Raw genomic sequence first — 18700 nt, 5'->3', positions numbered from 1 at the left:
TAACCGCTACCTCTCTTTAATTTACATTTATTTATTTTATTGTTTCTAAAATATTTTTATTTTAGAAAATACCTAAATTATTACATCATTCCTGGCATTCCCATTCCATTTGGCATTCCTGCACCTGCATGACTTTCTTCTTTTTCATTTGCGACAGCTACTTCAGTTGTAAGTAAAACCGAAGACACTGAAACAGCGTTCTGAATTGCTGAACGAGTTACTTTGGCTGGATCAATTATTCCAGCTTTTACCATATCTACATATTCTTCTTTCGCAGCGTCAAACCCTATTCCATTTTCAGAATTTTTAACTTTTTCAAGCACAACTCCAGCATCAATTCCAGCATTTACAACAATTTGTCTAAGTGGTGCAAATAGAGCTTTTTTAACAATTTCCACTCCTAATCCTTCTTCACCGGCTAATTTAAAGTCTTCAATCGCATTTGCAATTTCAACTAAAACAGTTCCTCCACCAGCTACAATTCCTTCTTCAACTGCTGCTTTTGTCGCATTTAGCGCATCTTCTATTCTCAATTTTTTCTCTTTCATTTCAGTTTCTGTCGCAGCACCCACTTTTATCACTGCAACTCCACCTGCGAGTTTTGCTAGTCTTTCCTGCAATTTTTCCCTATCATAGTCAGATGTAGTTTCTGAAATAGAATTTTTAATCTGTCCAACTCTTGCGCTAATTTCAGATTTTTTACCCATTCCATCCACAATTACTGTATTGTCTTTCGTAATTCTAACTTTTTTAGCTTGTCCCAAGAATGTAATATCAGCTTCTTCCAATTTTATTCCTTTTTCTTCAGAAATAACTTCTCCACCTGTAAGAATTGCTATATCTTGTAACATTGCTTTTCTTCTATCTCCAAATGCCGGAGCTTTTACAGCAGCCACATTTAATGTTCCACGAAGTTTATTTACAACCAATGTTGCAAGCGCTTCTCCTTCAACATCTTCAGCAATTATAAGCATAGGTCTGCTTGTTTCCACTGTTTTTTCCAAAATTGGAAGCAATTCTTTCATATTTGATATTTTTTTATCTGTTATAAGGATGTAAGGATTGTCCATTTCTACGACCATTCTTTCAGAATCCGAAACCATATATGGTGATAAGTAACCGTTGTCAAACTGCATTCCTTCCACCACTTCCAAAGTTGTATCAAGCGAACGTGCTTCTTCAACTGTAATTACTCCTTCTTCTCCAACTTTTTCCATCGCTTGTGCAATCAATTTCCCAATTTCCTTATCTCCAGCTGAAATTGCTCCAACTTGTGCAATTTCTTCATTTGCCTCAACTTTTTTAGCTTTTTTAGAAAGTTCTTCAATCACTTTTTTTGAAGCCTGTTCCATTCCACGACGGATAAACACTGGATTTGCTCCTGCTGAAACCATTTTTAATCCTTCTTTTATCAAAGCTTGAGCAAGTACTGTTGCCGTAGTTGTCCCATCTCCTGCCACATCGTTAGATTTTGTTGCAACTTCTTTTACAATTTGTGCTCCAAGATTTTCGATTGGATCACTTAACTCGATTTCTTTTGCAATTGTAACACCGTCATTTGTAATCATAGGCGCTCCAAATCCTCTATCTAATACAACATTTCTTCCTTTTGGTCCAAGTGTAATTTTTACAGCATCAGCAAGTGTGTCAACACCTACTTCTAGTGATTTTCTTGCTTCTTCATTAAATTTTATTATTTTTCCCATTTTATTTCTCCTCCTGTATTCTAAATTAAAAATTTTAAATAATTATTCCACGATAGCAAGAACATTATCCTTTTCCAAGATTAGATAAGTTTCATCGCCATCTTTTATTTCAGTCCCCGAATATTTTTCAAAAATAACTTTATCTCCAGCAGAAACATCTTCAATTTCTTTTCCTATTGCCAAAACTTCTCCAATTATAGGTTTTTCTTTTGAAGCTGTTCCCGGTAGTACAATACCGCTTTTAGTCACTTCTTCCTGTTCGATTTGTTTTATTAAAATTCTTTTTCCCAATGGTTTAATTTTCATTTTTTATTGCCTCCTAAATATTATGTTTCTTTTTTAGCACTCTTTAACTCTGACTGCTAATATATAATAATACATTTTTTAAAATTTTTCAAGTCTTTTTTTATAATACGAAAAAATTTTTTCTAAAAAAATAACAAAGCACACTTTAAATCAACATCTAAAGTGTACTATAAACCTTTTTACTTTTTGTAATTTTCTCTTATTTCTTTTAAAACTTTTTTTATTTTTGCATTAGAATATTTTTTTGTTTCAATTCCATCACTATCCATTTTTACTATAAGTGTCTCATTATTCTTTGTTTTTTGAGATTTATTTTTTGCAAAATACTCTGCTCTTATGTTTTTTAGTGCTTTTTGTACTCTTGCTCGATCTTTAGCTGTCAATTCAGATTTTGCAACCACATTTGATACAGGTTCATAAACAACTACAGGTTTTACTTCTTTTCTCACTTCTGTTATGACTTCTTTTACTTTTTCATTATTTTTTTCCTGTGAAGTTATTTTTTTAGGTACAACTACTTGTCTTTTAGGTTTTTCCTCAACAAATTTTTGTTCTCTTTTTTCTTCCTCCTGAGCTGCCAATCTTTTCTGTTCTGCTTTTTGTCGTGCTAATTCCTGTTCTTGCTGCGCCTTTTGCTGTGCTTTTTCCAATTCCATTTTTATTTTTTGTTCTTTATAATAATTATCTCTTGCTTGTTTTAATATCACATTTGTACTAACTGCTAATAACGGTATACCCAATACCAGACTCCCTATTAAAATTAATCTTTTTTTATTTTTCATACAAACCTCCCGATTTTGTCTTTTTAATAAAATTTATTAAAAATACTTCCTAACTAGAATTATACTATTATTTTCATAAATATTCAAGGAAATTTTTTGGGTTTTGCTAAAGTTAATCCGAATTTTGAAAAATAAATTTCATTTTTATCTCTATTTTTTTTGTATCTCGATATATTTAATATTTATATTATGTTTACTCAAAAACATCTGCTCAAATTCTGTCTTTATATTTTGAGAAGCCTTTTCCGAATTGTGCAAATCATCTGTGTGATAAATAACTTCATAATTTTCAAGATTTTTAACCAGTTCCAAAACATCTTTATAATATTTTTCGTGATCCGTTTTAAAAAAAAGTTTCCCTTTTGATTTTAACACCACATCCATCTTTTTAAATAAATCTTTACTAATTATTCTTTTCTTCTCCTCTCCTTCCCAAGGATCTGGAAAATTGATGTAAATTCCTGAAATTTCATTTTCAGCGAAAAACTCCAAAATTGTTTCACCTCTTTTTCTTAAAAAAAGTATATTTTTAAGATTTCTTTTCTCAGCTTTTCTAGCTCCCATCACAAGTCTTTTAAATCGCAATTCCAGCGCAATGTAGTTTCTATCCAAAAACTTTTGTGCATTTTGCACCGTAAAATTTCCACTCCCACAACCGATTTCTAAATATATGTCATTCTCATTTTTAAAAAACTCGTTCCATCTTCCACGAAACTCATTCACTTTTTCGTTGTCATACATTAAATATTCCGGATAATCCAGCATTTCACACATATATTTGTTATAATTTTTTTTAGGTTTTTCAAAAAAATATTTCCAAATTTCTTTTTCGTTTATAACTTGACTTTTCTCGTAATTTTTTATTTTAAATTCATCGTTTATTTTTTTTATTTTTTCCCTTCGCTCAAGTTCTTCCTTTGATAAAATTTTTTTATTTTTTTCAGCTTTAATTAGTTTTTCTCTCAATCTATTTTCTCTTTTTTTATTGTCCATAATCTTGCTCCAAATCAAAATATTTCTTTCACTATTTTATCTATTTCATTATTTTTTTCAAAAAATTCTTTTGTATTTATTTTTTCTCCACTTTTTAAATAATTAATAATCTCATCTTCACTTTCTGCAATTTCAACAAAATTAAACTTTTTCGCATCATTTACGATCTGTTCGATATTTTGGTAGTACTTTCCAATTATCGGCTTTCTTCCATAATACAGCGGCTCTAAAATCGAATGTCCGCCAACATTTACAAGTGTCCCACCTACAAACACAAAATCTGCCATTTGATAAAAATCTGTGAGCACTCCCATTTTATTCACAACTACTATTTCAGTTTTTTTTAGATTTTTCCAATTTTCAAAATCCGAAAGCAAAGAATAATTTTTTTGAGGAAATAATTTTAAAATTTCATCTTCTACTTTTTTTATTCTTTCCAGATGTCTAGGGACTAGCACCAGCTGATATTCATTTTTAATATTTATTTTTTTAAAAACTTTCAGCCAAATTCTTTCTTCATTTTCCCTAGTACTCCCACAAACTATAATTTTTTTATTTTTATCTAAAATTTCTTTGAGATATTTATTCTTTCTTTCTTCGGAAATAATATCATATTTTATCGAATATTTTAAATTTTTAAAAACTTTTATTTTCTCACTTTTTATTTTTAAATTTTCATATCGTTTCGCATCTTTCTCACTTTGCACCAAAATTTTTTTAGCTTTATTTAAACTTGAACTTATAAACCATCTCACTTTTTTATAAGATTTCATTTTTTTATCAGTAAGTCTGCCGTTCACAACAAATAGGTCGCCAAATTTAGCTGCTAAATAATACAGATTAACCCAAATTTCAGTTTCAATAATGATTGTTTTTTTTATTTTATATCTTTTATAAATTTTTTTTAGCACAAAAAAATCATCTAGTGGGAAATACAAAATTTTCACATTTTTATTGTCACTGTATTTTTTATTAATTGCTAAAAATCCTGTATCTGTCATAACTGAAATAATTACTTTTTCATTTCTAGATAAAATTTTTTCAATTAATTCACATGATAAATTAAATTCCCCAACTGATGACAAATGAATCAAAATAGACTTTTCATTTTTTCCTAAAAATTTTTCACTTGAAATTTTTTGAAACAATCTAGTTTTAAAAAATCCCAATAATTTTCTGTTGAATAACGACAATATCATTATTACAAAATATAAAAAAAATCTTATTAAATTATAAACTATTAACATATATATCTTCTTCCATAAAATTTTATTTAATAAAATTAACAAAAGACTATTTGTCAATGACAGTTGTCACATCAAAATAGCCTTTTTTAATTATTTAGCGTTTGCTACGTTGTCAGCTAATTTTTTACCTACTTTGAATTTAACTACATTTTTTGCAGGTATTTGAATTTCTTTTTTAGTTTGAGGATTAATTCCAGTTCTTGCTGCTCTTTCTTTTACTTCAAATGTTCCCCATCCAACAAACTGAACAGAATCACCGTTTACTAAAGCTCCTTCCACTGTTTCAAGAAATTGATTTACTAATTCTTCAGCTCTCTTTTTAGTTTCTCCTGTCGCTTTTGCATAAGCATCAACAAATTCTTTTTTTGACATATTTTAAACCTCCAAAATTTTATTTAACTGAATTTAATATTTACACTGCTTCTAGTGTTTTTAAATTACTTAGTTATTATACACTATTTTCAATATTTGTCCAGTGTTTTTTTCAAATTTTTTTATTTTTTTAAAAATTTAATTTTTAATTAATCTATTTGGCTGATTTTCTTAAAAGACTTTTTATATCATCTTTAACTTCTTCGATTGTCTTAAAAGTTGTATCAATCTCAAAAGCATCTTGCGCTTTTACCAAAGGTGATTCTTTTCTCGTAGAATCAATTTTATCTCGCTCTAAAATATTTTTATAAATCTCATCTAAAGTTATGTCCTCATTTTTTAAAATTAACTCTTTGTACCGTCTTTTAGCCCTTTCCATTGCATCCGCCACCAAGAATATTTTTAGTTCGGCATTTGGAAAAACAACTGTCCCAATATCCCGACCGTCCAAAATGACATTTTTAGATTTAGAAAACTTTCTTTGCAAACCAACTAGTTTTTCTCGCACTTGTTTAATTTTTGCAACATTTGACACATTTTCAGAAACTACAGGCTTTCTGATCTCATCACTTACATCAATTTCATCTAAAAAAAATCTATTTTTTTTAATATCAATATTCAAATTTTCCAAAATTTTTTTCATATTTTGAATAATTTCAAAATCAGAATTATTGTTTTTATTTTCTGATAGATCTACAATATTTTTCAAAGAATCAAATGAAATTTTTTCATTCAACGCTTTCAACGTGACAAGTCTATACATCGCTCCTGTATCCAAATACACAAAGTCAAGTTCATTTGCTAACTCTTTAGCAATCGTGCTTTTCCCACTTCCAGCAGGTCCATCTATTGCAATTATCATTTTTTCTCCATTTCATTTTTAAATTTTTTTATATTTAAAAACTAAAGATACCCAGTTATTTTTTTCATTTCTGTCAATATTTTTTAAATTATATTTTAGCGTTTCTTTTAAAAATATATCTTCTTTTTCCTTTAAAATTCCAGAAAAGATTACTGTTGCTTCATTTTCCAAAGTTTTTTCAATATTTTTTAACAGTTCTATCAAAACATCAACTAATATATTTGAAACCACCAAATCATACTTTTTGGAAACATCATCGACTAAATTTCCAATTACGACTTTATAATTATTTTCAATATTATTTTTTCTAAAATTTTCATAGACAACTTTTTCAACTTTTTCATCAATATCAATTCCAGTAACTTTATTAACCCCCAATTTTTTGGCGATTAGCATTAAAATTCCAGAACCGCATCCAATATCAAGTAAATTATTTTTGCCTTTTGCATATTTTTCTAAAAATTCTACACATAGTGAAGTCGTCTCGTGAGTCCCTGTCCCAAAAGCAAGTCCTGGATCAATTTCTATCACAGTTTCATTGCCCTTTACTTCATAATTATCCCAACTTGGCTTAATTACGATATTTGGTGTTATATTCACTGTGTGAAAATATTTTTTCCACTCGTCTTGCCACTCTTCATCAGAACACCGTAAAGTATAAATTTCAGACATAAAATTTTTATCATCTTTTGAAATTTTATTGACATTTTCATAAATTATATTTAATTTAGTTTGTGCAAAACGATTGTAAATGATGTATCCAATTATGCTCCAAATATCATTTTTATTTTTAAAATTCACACTGTAGTCCAAGGAATTATCAGAAAAGTAATCAACAAATTCCATTTGTTTTATCCCAACTTCTTCAAAAATATTTACTAATTTTGCTTTTGTCTCTTTCAAGTTGTCTGAAAAATAATCAATTTTTACTTTTATCCACTTCATTTATTTCCTCTTTAGCCTTTTCATTTTTTTAATTTTTTACTTTTAAATTTCGTCATAGCTCATGTTTATTCTTTTAATTGAGAAAGCTTTTCCAGTTTTTTCGTTTACTTCCACTTCTATCCCATTTATTTTAGGATTTTCTTTACAGACAGAATATCTATTTGGCATCCCATCTTTAAATTTTTGAATGCTTTCTTTTCTATTCATCCCTAAAATTCCATCATGTCCGCCAGTCATTCCAACATCAGAAATAAAAGCTGTTCCCCCTGGTAAAATTCTCTCATCAGCAGTTTGTGTATGCGTGTGGGTTCCATATACCACAGATACTTTCCCAGTCAAATTCCACCCCATAGCTTGTTTTTCTGAAGTTGCTTCAGCGTGAAAATCAAGCACAACTATATCCGTTTCTTTTTTTATTTCAGGCAAAATTTCTTCCACAGTTAAAAATGGACAGGCAATCGGTGGCATAAAAACTTTTCCCTGTGCATTGATAACTGCAACTTTTACTCCATTTTTCTCAACTACTATAAACCCATTTCCTGGAGCTTCTTTGGAAAAATTAATCGGTCTAATTAAATTTTTATGCTCATTTATATATGGATAAATTTCTTTTTTGTCCCAGCTATGATTTCCTAGTGTAATTACATCCGCTCCATGGGAAAAAAACTGTTCAGCTATTTTTACATTTATCCCAAATCCTCCAGCTGAGTTTTCTCCATTTACAATTATAAAATCATAATTTTGCTTTCTTTTTTCCAAAAATTTAAACAAAGTATTTCTTCCAGGCTCTCCGACTACATCTCCAATTATCAAAAATTTCATTCTATCTTCCTTTCAAAATTTAAATTTGTTTTTCCATCAATGTTTTCAATGGCAAAAATCCTATTTTTTCATAAAATTTAAGCGCACTCCCGTTAAAATTCCAAACTTCCAATGTAACACTATTGAAATTATTTTCTTTTGCAAAATTTAGCACATATTCATACAACTTTTTTCCAATTCCACTATTTCTAATATTTTTATCCACACATAAATCATCAATATATAAAACTTTTCTGTCGCACAAACTTTTATCATTTTTCACTTCACGAAATACACAAAAACAATGTCCCAAAATATTATTATTTTCATCGGTTGCCACAAAGATTGGCTTTGTATCATCTTTTAATAATTCTTTCAATTCTTTGTCACTAAATTTCTTTTCGCCTTTTTTAAAAATATCAGGTCTGCCATTTACGTGAACTCCATGGACTTGATATAAAAGTATATTTAATCCATCAATATCATCTTTATTAGCTCTTCTAATTTTTATTTTCACAAAATAAACCTCCTTAAAAAAAATTTATATTTTAAAATATTCATTATTTTAGGAAAAAAACAAAAATTGTTATAAAAAAGACTGAAAACTAATTCAGTCTTTAATTTATCTATTTTGCATATTCTACCGCTCTAGTTTCTCTTATTACCGTTACTTTTATCTGTCCTGGATACTGCATTTTTTCTTCGATATCTTTTGCAACATCTCTTGCCAAAATTGTAGCTTTATCATCATCAACATTGTCAGGATGAACAATTAATCTAAGTTCTCTTCCTGCTTGAATAGCGTATGAAGTTTCAATTCCTTCGTGACTGTTTGCTATTTCTTCTAACTGCTCTAATCGTTTTAAATAATTGGACAATGTTTCTCTTCTAGCTCCTGGTCTTGACGCAGAAATAGAATCAGCCGCTTGAACTAACACCGCTTCTATACTTAGCTGCTCAACTTCATTGTGATGAGCTTCAACTGCATTTATGACAATTTCACTTTCTTTAGAAAATTTTCTTAAAAATTCCCCACCGTTTAATGCGTGTGACCCTTCCTGCTCATGTGAAAACGCTTTTCCTATATCGTGAAGAAGAGCTGCTCTTTTAGCTACATCCACATTTGCACCGATTTCTGCTGCAAGTGCAGCTGCTATATGAGCTACTTCTATCGAATGCTGTAAAATATTTTGTCCAAATGACGTTCTGAATTTCAGTCTTCCAAATACTTTTAATACTTCTCTCGGAAGAGTTGGAATTCCAACTTCTAAAATTGCTTGCTCTGCTGCTTCTAGCACACTTTCTTCCACTTCTAGCTGTGCTTTTGCCACAACTTCTTCAATTTTTGTCGGATGGATTCTTCCATCTGAAATCAATTTTTCTAATGCAATTCTAGCAATTTCTCTTCTAACTCCATCAAACGAAGAAAGTACAACAGCTTCTGGCGTATCATCAATTATCAAATCCACTCCAGTTGCGGCTTCAATTGCTCTTATATTTCGACCTTCTCTTCCGATAATTCTACCTTTCATTTCTTCACTAGGTAGCTGTATCACTGAAATCGTTGAATCCACGACATAATCAGCCGATGCTTTTCCTATTGCAGTAGAAATTATTCTTTTGGAAATTCTATCTTTTTCCCTGTCCAAATTATGCTCGTAATCTCTTATTAGCACTGCTTTATCATGATCCAATTCATTTTCTAATTTCTCTAATATAATCTTTCTTGCATCATCCTGAGTAAGTTCTGAAATTCGCTCCAATTCCTTTTCTTGGCTCAAAATCATTTCATCCAGTTCTTTTTCTTTTCTTGCAAGTCTGTCCCGATACTTTTCGTTTCTTAATTCTTTTTCTTCCAGTCTTTCCATTTTTGTTTCTAATGTTTCTTCTTTTTTTACAATTCTTTCTTCTTTAACAGCTAATTCTGATTTAATTTTTTTTATTTCATCATCTGCTATTTTTTTCTCGTTTAACAATTCTTCTTTTACTTTTAATGTTTCTTCTTTTCTAAAAGACTCAATTTCTCTTTCAACTTCTCTTTTTGACGTTACAAGTCTTCTTTTGACATCAACTATTCTTAGTTCAAGTTCGCTTAATTCCCCATACTTTTTTTTAAATACCGAACTTCCCCAAAAATAAGCTACTAGAAAAGCTAAAAAAGAAAAAATAACAATTAATAAAATAAGTATTACTATTGTTATGTTCATTTTTCTCCCTTCTTATTTTTTTTCAGCTACATTTGAAATCTTCCAACTCCCGTCATCCATTTTTTTCCATGTTATATTAAAATAATTACTTGCCGTGTTATAGTTTATAGCCATAACACTGATTGCTTTATTATTAGATTTCACTTTTGGTTCAGAAAAAATAAATGTTAAACTTGAAAGGTCATATTCTTGCAATTTTTTTACAATAATATTATTTTTAAATGTAGGTAAAAAAATCTCTTTTATTTCATCATATCTATTTGAGTTTGCAGCTTCTTTTAAATTTGTTATAACATCTGTTATTTCACTGTTAATTTTATTAATTTCAATTTGAGAAATATTTTTGTTATAGGCATTTAAAGATGTACAACTCGCAAAAATTAACAAAATTATTAGACATAAATACTTTTTCATAGTTCTACCTCCAAAACTTCGCTTATTAATTTTATCATAAATTTTTTAGTTATTCAAGTCCGAATAATCAATTTTTTCAGGGAAAAATTATATTTTTAAAAAAAAGACATACACTTTTTTATTTAAAATTAAATGTACATCTTTTCTATTTATTTTTTATTTTGCCTTATTTTTATTTTCTATTGTGATATATTTTATTGGATCATTGGGAACAAAGCCATCTTCATACGCCTTCTTTTCCATTCTTCTTCTATCAATTCCGTCATAAAATTTGTTTTCTAAACTAGAAACTTCTTTTTTTAAATCTTTTAGTTCTCTATTTTTATTTTTTAATTGAACATCTAAAGAATTGACATTATATATTGCTACAATTTTTATTAAAGCTACTATTACTGCAATTCCAATATAAACAATAAATTTTCTTATCACTGCTTTATCAAGTCCTGCAGTTTTTGAAAGTCTTTTATTCATTTTCTTAGGAATTATAATCTCTTGCTCTTTTCTTTGATTTGCAACTTGTCTAGCTGTATTAGTTATTTTTGGAACTTCCAATACTTGCATTTTTTTTTCTTTAGAAATATCATTCATTCCTATTTTCTCTCCTTTCAAAAATTCTTAATTTAGCTGAATGCGCTCTTTTATTTTCAGTCAATTCTTTATCGTTTGCCACAATAGGTTTTTTTGTAATCACTTTTCCCAAACTTTTTTTCCCACACACACATATTGGTATATCTTTTGGACAAGTACAAGGATTTTCATATTCCCTAAACTTTTCTTTTACTATCCTATCTTCCAGCGAATGAAATGTAATTACCAGAAGTTTCCCTTTGTCATTTAATAACTTAACCGCTTTATCCAATGTTTGTGTCAAGACTTCCAGTTCTTTATTTACAAAAATTCTTATTGCTTGAAAAGTCCTTTTTGCTGGATGTCTTTTCATACTTTTTCCTATCGATCTTATCACAATGTCAGCCAATTCTGTTGTAGTTTCTATTTTTTTATCTTTACGATATTCCACTATATTTTTAGCAATTTTTCTGGATTTTGGCTCTTCCCCATATTTATAAATTATATCTGCAATTTCTTTTTCAGAAAAAGTATTTACAACATCATAAGCACTCAATTTTAGCGATTTATCCATTCTCATATCCAATTTTGCGCAAAATCTGTAAGAAAAACCCCTTTTTGCGTTATCCAGCTGATTAGAAGAAACTCCAATATCCATAAGTATTCTGTCAACTTTTTCAAATCCCGCCAAATAAACAACTGTATCTATATTTTTAAAATTATCTTGAAATACTGTAAAATTATTATAATTTTCAAGTCTCTTTTTTGCAAATTCAATTGCTTCAATATCTTGATCTATTGCAATAACCTTTGAATTTTTCGAAGAATTTTTAAGAATACCTTGCGTATGACCACCGCCACCAAGTGTACAATCAACATAAATTGCATCTTTATCTGTAATAATATTTTCGATGACTTCATCATATAACACTGGTTTATGGTATTCCATAAAATCTCCTTTCTTTTAGTTTTATAATTTTAAAACCAATTTAAATTACTAACTATTACAATTATTGTATTATACTACAAATTTATTATATTTTCGTTTGAATCAACAAATAAATACATTAATTTTTGTTTTTAAAATATAGTCAAAATTCAAAATTAAAATAAGCAATTTCACCTAATTGTACTTTAATTTTGACTTTATGTCAAGATTTTTTTATTTTTCTAGTGTATAATTATCTTACCGTGTTTATTTTATTTTAGTTGTAATTTTAGGAATGTAAAATCAATTTTGACTTTACACAAAAATTTTTACACACCTACCTCTAAATATTTTACTCATTCAATTTTATTGGGCGAAGTAGTAAAAATTAAACTTCCAATATTCTTGCTTCAATTTCATAACTTTTTCCAACTTTTCTTGCTAAAATTTTTTTATAATCTTCTATCTGTTCTTTATATTTCTCATTTTTTTCAGGCTCGTAACCTGTTTTGTAGTCAAAAATATAAATTTTTTTATTCTTTTCATCAATATTAATTCTGTCAATTATTTTTTTTATCATTTTTTCATCGTCAAAAATTTCAAATTCGTTGTAAACTGTGTATTTTGGATCATAAATTTCAAGATTTTTTTGAATAAAATTATTCATTCTCTCTATCATTTTAAAAATATTATTTTTCCCAATCATATTCCCATAACGACTGAAAATAGCTGAAGTTGCGATTTTTTTTTCAATTTCCACATCTGTCAAAATATGTTCAAAATAGTAGTGCATAGCAAGTCCTTTTTTTCGTTTAAACTCTTTTTCTAAATTGATTTTACTATCATTTTTATTTTCTTTTACGATATTATCTGAAAAATATGGGAGTATTTTTTTTATTTCTAACACTTTTTTGTCTTTCTTTTCTTTTTTTTCTCCAATCTCTTCATAAATATTTCCACATAAATAATCTTCCCTTGAATATTTTTCGATTAATTTTTTAGTTAATTCATCACAATAACCTTCTTTTGATTTTTTTACATCAAATAACAAAATCAGATTTTTTTTGGCTCTTGTAAGTGCTACATAATCTCGATTAATTCCTTCGATTTTTTCTTTTTCCTCTTCTAATTTTCTAATTTTACTGTATTTTTCATGTCTTAAAATTAATTTTTCATATTTTTTTAAAGTTACTAAAAATTCTGTAACTTTTTTAAAGTTTTTGTCAAACTGAATAAATGTCTTTATTTTTGACGTTTCATTTCTTGAACTCTTACTTGTTCTTTTACATTTATAGTAAAAAATCGTATCAAATTCCAGTCCTTTTGACTTATGCACGGTCATAAGGTTTATAGCATTTTTATCTTCACTTCCAAACTGTTTTATGTCTTCTTTTTTTTCTTCAATATAGTTTATAAAATCAAATAAATTGGTGTAACTTTTTAAAATGTTAAAAAACTCAAAAATATTTTTTATGTCACTATTTGTCGAATAAAAATTTGTTATTTCAAATTCTCTTATTACTTCCAGCGAAAAATTTTCTTTTTCTGTTTTTGAATTTAATTTTTGAGATAAATTCTTTAGTTTTTTTATTTTATTCAAAATATCCGAAAAAATCCATCCATTTCTTTCAATTTTATTTATTTTTTTATATTCTATCAATCTTTCTTTCTCATTTTCGTTTTTAAAATCAAAATTTTCTAAAAATAAAACAAAATTTTTTTCTTTTGAAACTTTCATAAAATTTTCAATAATATTTTTATTTTCCAAAATATATTTTACGTGACTATTCAAGCCCCCAATCAAATCCGAACGGAAAAATTCCAATAAATACTGAAAATTATTATATAAAAAATATTTTATAAGTCTATAAATTGGATTAATTGCACTGTGTTCCAAAAGTGATTTGTTGCTTTTCAAGGTATACGGAATGTTATTTTCATTTAATTCATTTGCAATTTCAGTCAAATATACATTTTTTCCAGCGATTATACAACTTTTTCCAAGATTTTTAATTTCTTTATTTTCAATCATTTCAATAATTTTTCTAAAAACTCTTGTTTCACTTTGCGACTTCTTATTTTCTAATTCATTTATTTCAAATTTAAAATATCCTTTTTGATATTCTTTATCATCATCTTTATAACTCACTTTTTCATAGTTCCAATTACTGTTTTCGTCATAATTAAAATAAATTTTATTCACATTTTCAATTACTTCTTTGTAACTTCTGTAGGATTTTTTTAATGTTTCCACTCTTGAATTTTTTACTATTTCATCAAGATTTTCAAAAAGTTCTTTTTCTCCGTCACGCCAACCATAAATACTTTGCTTTTCATCACCTACACAAATGATGTTTTTAGCGCAGTCCATTATGAGTTTTAAAATTTTCCATTGCAAAATACTCGTATCTTGAAATTCATCAACCATTATTGTATCAATATTTCCGCCGATTATCTCAAAAAAATCCTGACTAAATTTACTATTTTCAATAAATTTTAAATTTTTGTCAAAAATAAATTCATATGTGTATATTGAAATATCATCATGTGTAAATTTTTTTGAAGAAATTTTTTCTCTTCTGACCAAATCATATAAAAATTCACAAAATTCCTTTAACTTATTGTGAAATGGATATACTTTATTTTTCAAAACATATTTTGACAATTTATCTAAAAATTCATTTTGCAATTCTTTCAAATGTTCACTTGTTTTTCCGCGAATAAATTTTCCACTGTAATAATTTTTTTCTTCAGAAATTGAAAAAACTTCCAAATTTTTAATTACAATTTCTATTTTTTTCTCATCAGAATTTTCACTTTCTTTTTTCAATTGCTCAAAAATTTCATAAAAACCGCTGTTAAAGCATTCAGAAAGCTCTTTTCCTTTTTTTTCAGAAAAGTTTTTTACTTCTGAATAAATCTCTTGAAGTGGCGTCAAAAAATCATAAATTTCTAAGTCTTTTTTTTCTTTCTTAAACTCAAAATTTTTTGCAATCACATATTTTTTTTGAAGTTTCACCAATTCTTCGATAACTTTTACATAATTTTTAATTTCTTTTTTTTCACCAATTTCTTCAATCAAAAATTCAAATTTTTCGTAATAATTTTTATTGTCCATTATTTTTTTAAAAATTTTTTCATAAAAATCATCGCTCTCACTGTCAAGAGTTTCAAAACTAGAAATTTCAAAATAAGGAGCAATTGCTTGTTTAAAAATTCTGTTTGTAAAACTGTCAATTGTGTAAATTCTTATGTCTTCTTTATTTTTTAACATTTCAAAATAAATGTTTTGTAACTTTGTTTTATCAAAATCACACTCATTCAAACTGTAAATTTCTTTCAGATTTTTTTTTAATTCAAAAACATTCCCTTTTTCAAACGCCACTTGGTACAAAAAATCAAAAATCCGCTCTTTTATTTCTGCAGTTGCCTTTTTTGTAAAAGTTACAACAACTATATTTTTGTAATTGATATCTTTTAGTAAATTGTAAATGTATTCCAGCGACAACCTATAAGTCTTTCCAGTTCCAGCACTGGCTTTTAGTATTACTTTATTACTATCTTGTTTTGACATCTTCATCCTCCCATCGCAATATCAATTCATATTTTTTCTGATTTGAACTCTCAAGGTTATTATTTTTTTCTCCCAATCTGTAAAAATTTACTTTCTTACCAGTTTCAACTTCAAAATATTTTTTTAAAACTTCCAAAACTTCATCTTTTGTAAGTTTTTTATTGTCTTTTCTACCATCAGAAATAATTTTACCGTCCCAGACATCCACGACAAATTTTTTGTATTCCTTTTCTCCTAGAACTATCGAATAAAAATCTAGCTGTGTAAATGCATCTTCTATCTTTTTTTGCTTCAAATCTCCAGTTTTATAATCCACTAAAATTTCCTCATTTTCATCTGTTATGTGCAAATCAATTGAGATATTAAAAGAGGCATTTCCAAATTTTTCGCTATCAATTTCCTTTTCAAATTTTTCTTTTATTCTTTCTTCTGAGCTCACTTTTATCATACTTTTATCACTAATTTTACTTGATAAATTGAAAAAATATTTTTTTATTCCAGCTTTTAAATCTTCAAATGAAATATTTTTATAAAATTCCAAATATTCTTGTGGAATTTTATATTTATAAAACTGTATCCCTTTTTTAAATTCTGTTTCAATTTCCTCGTAACTTATATCAAAATTCCCTTTTTCCAGTATTTTTTTATTTTTTTTGACAATATTTTCATAAATTGAGTGAATTATTGTTCCGAAAAATTTTGCATCTATAACTTCTTCAATTTTTTCTTTTTCAACTTTCCCCAATTTTTTATCAATGTAATAAGCGTACTCTGATTCTTTCAGATGTTTGTAATCATAATAGCCTAGAGTTATTTTTTTATTTTTTAATTCCTCTACATCCTTAATTAATTTTGACTGTATAAACTTCCCAATTTTTTTATTTTCATGATTTTTTATAAAATAATTTTTTATAAATTCCATCTCTTCTTCTTCAGAAATCTTTTCGTTTTTATCATTTATTTCCAAATCATATTTCATTTTTATCTCTTCTAAAATTCCAGAGCAGTCAATATTTTCATCTAAATTTTTTATATACGACAAACAGACATTTTTCGCTCCAAAAATTGAATTTAAAAAGTTAAAAATTTCTATCAATTTTACATCTTCAGGAACGAGTAGTCCCATTTTTTTTCTTTGAATTTGTGAAAACAAATAATTATTGACTTTGCCTTTTGGAAAAGTGTCCTGAAAATTCAAAAATACAACATTTTTTTTATTTGTTTCAGACAAAGTTTTAAATTCATTAATTTTATATTTACTGTCATCTTCTTGGCTTGCAATTTCTTCCAAATCCAAACTAATCGCTTTTTTGTCTAAATATTTTAAAAACATCTTTAGAAGTCCCGCTGAAATATTTTCATTGTCAAAAAATTTATCCCAAAGATTATCAAATTCAAACTCTTCCAAAACCGCAATTTCTGAAAGCGCCTCAAAATATTTATCTCTTACATTTTTTCTTTCTTTTTTTTGTCTATCAAATATTTCTTCCAAAACTTTTGAATAATCTGACAAGTCTTTTATTTCAAAAATTTCTTCCAATTCTTTTAAAAATTGAGAAAATTTATTTATATTTTTTCTCAATTCAAAAAATTTATTTCTTTCATATTCAATTTGTTCTTTCTTTGACAAAATCAATTCTTGTAACTTTTTTTCATCAATATTTCTATTTTTTGAAATTACAGAATCGAAAATTTTTGAATATTTTTCTTCTTTTCCATTTTTCCCATTTTTAAAATCTTCTCTCAAATATTTAACTTTTTTTTCAAAATCTGAAAAAATTTCCTCTTTGACTTTCAAATTTTCACTTTCATTTGTCAAATATTTATTTAACATTTGTTGCGACAAATATTTGTAGTCTTCTCTGACAAATTTTTGAAATAACGAATAAATATCTTCAATTTTAAATGTTGTTAAAAACTCTTTTAATTTAAATCCGTTATAGAGCTCTTTCACTTTAAAAATATATTCTTTTCCGCTTTCATTTTTTCCTACTTTTACTTCATTTAAAATCTTATAGAGTACATCCAAAACTTTATAAATTTTAGTTTCTTTCATTGTTTCTTCAAGATTATAAACTATTTTATTTTGATTTAGTAGTTGATAATCTTTTTTAGTTTCACTATTTATATCCTGCATATCATAGATTTGATATTGATTTTTTTTATTGTCCGATAATTTTTTTATTAGACCTAACAGCTGATTAAATTTAGAACTATACTCACAAATTTCAATATTTATATTTTTTTTGTCAAATTTTTCTTTTGTTAAAATTGAAAAACTTTTTTTTATTTTCAATTCTTTTTTGTCAAAATCTTCTTCCGAAAGCTGCAAAATATTTTTTACTTCCACTCCTCTTTTTTCCAGTTCACCAATCATTTCCTTTTCAAATGGAGTAAAACTAACTTTCCCCACAAAATAAATTTTTTTATTTTTCTTCACAAATTCTTTTGAAATATTTTCAACTTTCCTAACCATATATGGTAAAATTAACCCTTTTTTTTCAATTTGCAACTTGATACTTCGATCAATCTCCTTTAAATTTTCAAATATTTCCTGCTGCCAGTTTTCCACCTCAATTTTTTCCACATTGATTTTGTATTCTTGCAATTCCGCAAACAGATTGTAATAATTATAAGCCACATCAATAATATCATAATAATTTTTAACTTTCATTTTTTTATCAATATTGTTTTTTAGTGCATTGTAAAAAAAGATAACTTGCTTTTCTTCCTTTATAAAAATTTTATCTGTAAAAAAAAGACTCTCATTAAAATCATAAGCGCTCATAAGTTTAAAATTATGAAAAATTCCAATTTTTTCATTAAATTCGACATTTTGTAAAAGCTCCTTTTTTATTTCATAAAAAGTTGAAACATTTTCAAATACATACAATACGTTTTCATTTTTTTCAAATTCACAAAATAAAAATTCTTTTAAATCTGCTCCCAAGCCTAAATATTTTATTTCCATTTTTCCCTCTTTCAATCAAAATTTT

16 protein-coding genes are annotated in these 18700 nt (G+C 26.9%); all 16 read right to left on the bottom strand.

Going from position 1 to position 18700, the window contains the following annotated elements; all coding sequences use genetic code 11:
* Window positions 1–80: 80 nt before the first annotated feature.
* The 16 genes from groL to AXF11_RS08995 all read right to left on the bottom strand — a co-directional run bounded on the left by groL (window position 81) and on the right by AXF11_RS08995 (window position 18675).
* Window positions 81–1706, bottom strand: coding sequence for a chaperonin GroEL (gene groL / locus AXF11_RS09070; RefSeq protein ID WP_068157395.1), 1626 nt, complete (start codon window positions 1704–1706; stop codon window positions 81–83).
* A gap of 42 nt (window positions 1707–1748) precedes the next feature.
* Window positions 1749–2012, bottom strand: coding sequence for a co-chaperone GroES (locus tag AXF11_RS09065; protein WP_068157390.1), 264 nt, complete (start codon window positions 2010–2012; stop codon window positions 1749–1751).
* 179 nt (window positions 2013–2191) lie between these two features.
* Window positions 2192–2794, bottom strand: a complete 603-nt coding sequence (locus AXF11_RS09060) for a hypothetical protein (RefSeq protein WP_068157387.1) — start codon at window positions 2792–2794, stop codon at window positions 2192–2194.
* A 150-nt stretch (window positions 2795–2944) separates the two neighbouring features.
* Window positions 2945–3787: a tRNA (guanosine(46)-N7)-methyltransferase TrmB gene (gene trmB / locus AXF11_RS09055; protein WP_082729406.1), complete on the bottom strand. Its 843-nt coding sequence runs from the start codon at window positions 3785–3787 to the stop codon at window positions 2945–2947.
* Between the two features lie 14 nt (window positions 3788–3801).
* Window positions 3802–5034 carry a 3-deoxy-D-manno-octulosonic acid transferase gene (locus AXF11_RS09050; RefSeq protein ID WP_231724693.1) on the bottom strand — a complete coding sequence of 411 codons (1233 nt, stop codon included), beginning with the start codon at window positions 5032–5034 and terminating at the stop codon, window positions 3802–3804.
* Between the two features lie 90 nt (window positions 5035–5124).
* Window positions 5125–5406 carry an HU family DNA-binding protein gene (locus AXF11_RS09045; protein WP_068157382.1) on the bottom strand — a complete coding sequence of 94 codons (282 nt, stop codon included), beginning with the start codon at window positions 5404–5406 and terminating at the stop codon, window positions 5125–5127.
* 154 nt (window positions 5407–5560) lie between these two features.
* Window positions 5561–6268: a (d)CMP kinase gene (gene cmk, locus AXF11_RS09040; RefSeq protein WP_068157381.1), complete on the bottom strand. Its 708-nt coding sequence runs from the start codon at window positions 6266–6268 to the stop codon at window positions 5561–5563.
* 18 nt (window positions 6269–6286) lie between these two features.
* Window positions 6287–7213, bottom strand: coding sequence for a 50S ribosomal protein L11 methyltransferase (gene prmA / locus AXF11_RS09035; RefSeq protein ID WP_068157378.1), 927 nt, complete (start codon window positions 7211–7213; stop codon window positions 6287–6289).
* Window positions 7214–7255: 42 nt separating this feature from the next.
* A complete protein-coding gene (locus tag AXF11_RS09030; protein WP_068157375.1) occupies window positions 7256–8035 on the bottom strand; it encodes a TIGR00282 family metallophosphoesterase in 780 nt (259 codons plus the stop codon).
* A gap of 19 nt (window positions 8036–8054) precedes the next feature.
* The gene (locus AXF11_RS09025; RefSeq protein ID WP_197416822.1) at window positions 8055–8531 is read right to left on the bottom strand and encodes a GNAT family N-acetyltransferase; all 477 of its coding nucleotides are present in this window, start codon (window positions 8529–8531) and stop codon (window positions 8055–8057) included.
* Window positions 8532–8640: 109 nt separating this feature from the next.
* On the bottom strand, window positions 8641–10221 hold the full coding sequence (gene rny / locus AXF11_RS09020) for a ribonuclease Y (RefSeq protein ID WP_068157371.1): 1581 nt from the start codon (window positions 10219–10221) through the stop codon (window positions 8641–8643).
* A gap of 12 nt (window positions 10222–10233) precedes the next feature.
* On the bottom strand, window positions 10234–10635 hold the full coding sequence (locus tag AXF11_RS09015) for a hypothetical protein (protein WP_068157368.1): 402 nt from the start codon (window positions 10633–10635) through the stop codon (window positions 10234–10236).
* 156 nt (window positions 10636–10791) lie between these two features.
* Window positions 10792–11223 carry a hypothetical protein gene (locus AXF11_RS09010; RefSeq protein ID WP_068157365.1) on the bottom strand — a complete coding sequence of 144 codons (432 nt, stop codon included), beginning with the start codon at window positions 11221–11223 and terminating at the stop codon, window positions 10792–10794.
* Window positions 11216–12151, bottom strand: coding sequence for a 16S rRNA (cytosine(1402)-N(4))-methyltransferase RsmH (gene rsmH / locus AXF11_RS09005; protein WP_068157361.1), 936 nt, complete (start codon window positions 12149–12151; stop codon window positions 11216–11218). Before rsmH ends, AXF11_RS09010 begins: the two co-directional genes overlap by 8 nt.
* Window positions 12152–12518: 367 nt before the next feature.
* Window positions 12519–15704: a UvrD-helicase domain-containing protein gene (locus AXF11_RS09000; protein ID WP_068157357.1), complete on the bottom strand. Its 3186-nt coding sequence runs from the start codon at window positions 15702–15704 to the stop codon at window positions 12519–12521.
* Entirely contained in the window at window positions 15688–18675 is a 2988-nt protein-coding gene (locus tag AXF11_RS08995) for a PD-(D/E)XK nuclease family protein (protein WP_068157354.1), read from the bottom strand. Before AXF11_RS08995 ends, AXF11_RS09000 begins: the two co-directional genes overlap by 17 nt.
* Between the last annotated feature and the right edge of the window lie 25 nt (window positions 18676–18700).

The organism is Leptotrichia sp. oral taxon 847 (genome assembly GCF_001553645.1).
Lineage (GTDB): Bacteria > Fusobacteriota > Fusobacteriia > Fusobacteriales > Leptotrichiaceae > Leptotrichia.
The sequence above is the reverse complement of the archived record's forward strand: the minus strand, read 5'-3'. Positions and strand labels throughout refer to the sequence as shown.

Bases quoted from the DNA above. Each gene is read 5' to 3' on its own strand.
- AXF11_RS09015 (WP_068157368.1), bottom strand. From the start codon at position 10,635: ATGAAAAAGTATTTATGTCTAATAATTTTGTTAATTTTTGCGAGTTGT.
- AXF11_RS09050 (WP_231724693.1), bottom strand. From the start codon at position 5,034: ATGTTAATAGTTTATAATTTAATAAGATTTTTTTTATATTTTGTAATA.
- AXF11_RS09010 (WP_068157365.1), bottom strand. From the start codon at position 11,223: ATGAATGATATTTCTAAAGAAAAAAAAATGCAAGTATTGGAAGTTCCA.
- rny (WP_068157371.1), bottom strand. From the start codon at position 10,221: ATGAACATAACAATAGTAATACTTATTTTATTAATTGTTATTTTTTCT.
- AXF11_RS09045 (WP_068157382.1), bottom strand. From the start codon at position 5,406: ATGTCAAAAAAAGAATTTGTTGATGCTTATGCAAAAGCGACAGGAGAA.
- cmk (WP_068157381.1), bottom strand. From the start codon at position 6,268: ATGATAATTGCAATAGATGGACCTGCTGGAAGTGGGAAAAGCACGATT.
- AXF11_RS09000 (WP_068157357.1), bottom strand. From the start codon at position 15,704: ATGTCAAAACAAGATAGTAATAAAGTAATACTAAAAGCCAGTGCTGGA.
- AXF11_RS09065 (WP_068157390.1), bottom strand. From the start codon at position 2,012: ATGAAAATTAAACCATTGGGAAAAAGAATTTTAATAAAACAAATCGAA.
- AXF11_RS08995 (WP_068157354.1), bottom strand. From the start codon at position 18,675: ATGGAAATAAAATATTTAGGCTTGGGAGCAGATTTAAAAGAATTTTTA.
- prmA (WP_068157378.1), bottom strand. From the start codon at position 7,213: ATGAAGTGGATAAAAGTAAAAATTGATTATTTTTCAGACAACTTGAAA.
- groL (WP_068157395.1), bottom strand. From the start codon at position 1,706: ATGGGAAAAATAATAAAATTTAATGAAGAAGCAAGAAAATCACTAGAA.
- rsmH (WP_068157361.1), bottom strand. From the start codon at position 12,151: ATGGAATACCATAAACCAGTGTTATATGATGAAGTCATCGAAAATATT.
- AXF11_RS09060 (WP_068157387.1), bottom strand. From the start codon at position 2,794: ATGAAAAATAAAAAAAGATTAATTTTAATAGGGAGTCTGGTATTGGGT.
- trmB (WP_082729406.1), bottom strand. From the start codon at position 3,787: ATGGACAATAAAAAAAGAGAAAATAGATTGAGAGAAAAACTAATTAAA.
- AXF11_RS09030 (WP_068157375.1), bottom strand. From the start codon at position 8,035: ATGAAATTTTTGATAATTGGAGATGTAGTCGGAGAGCCTGGAAGAAAT.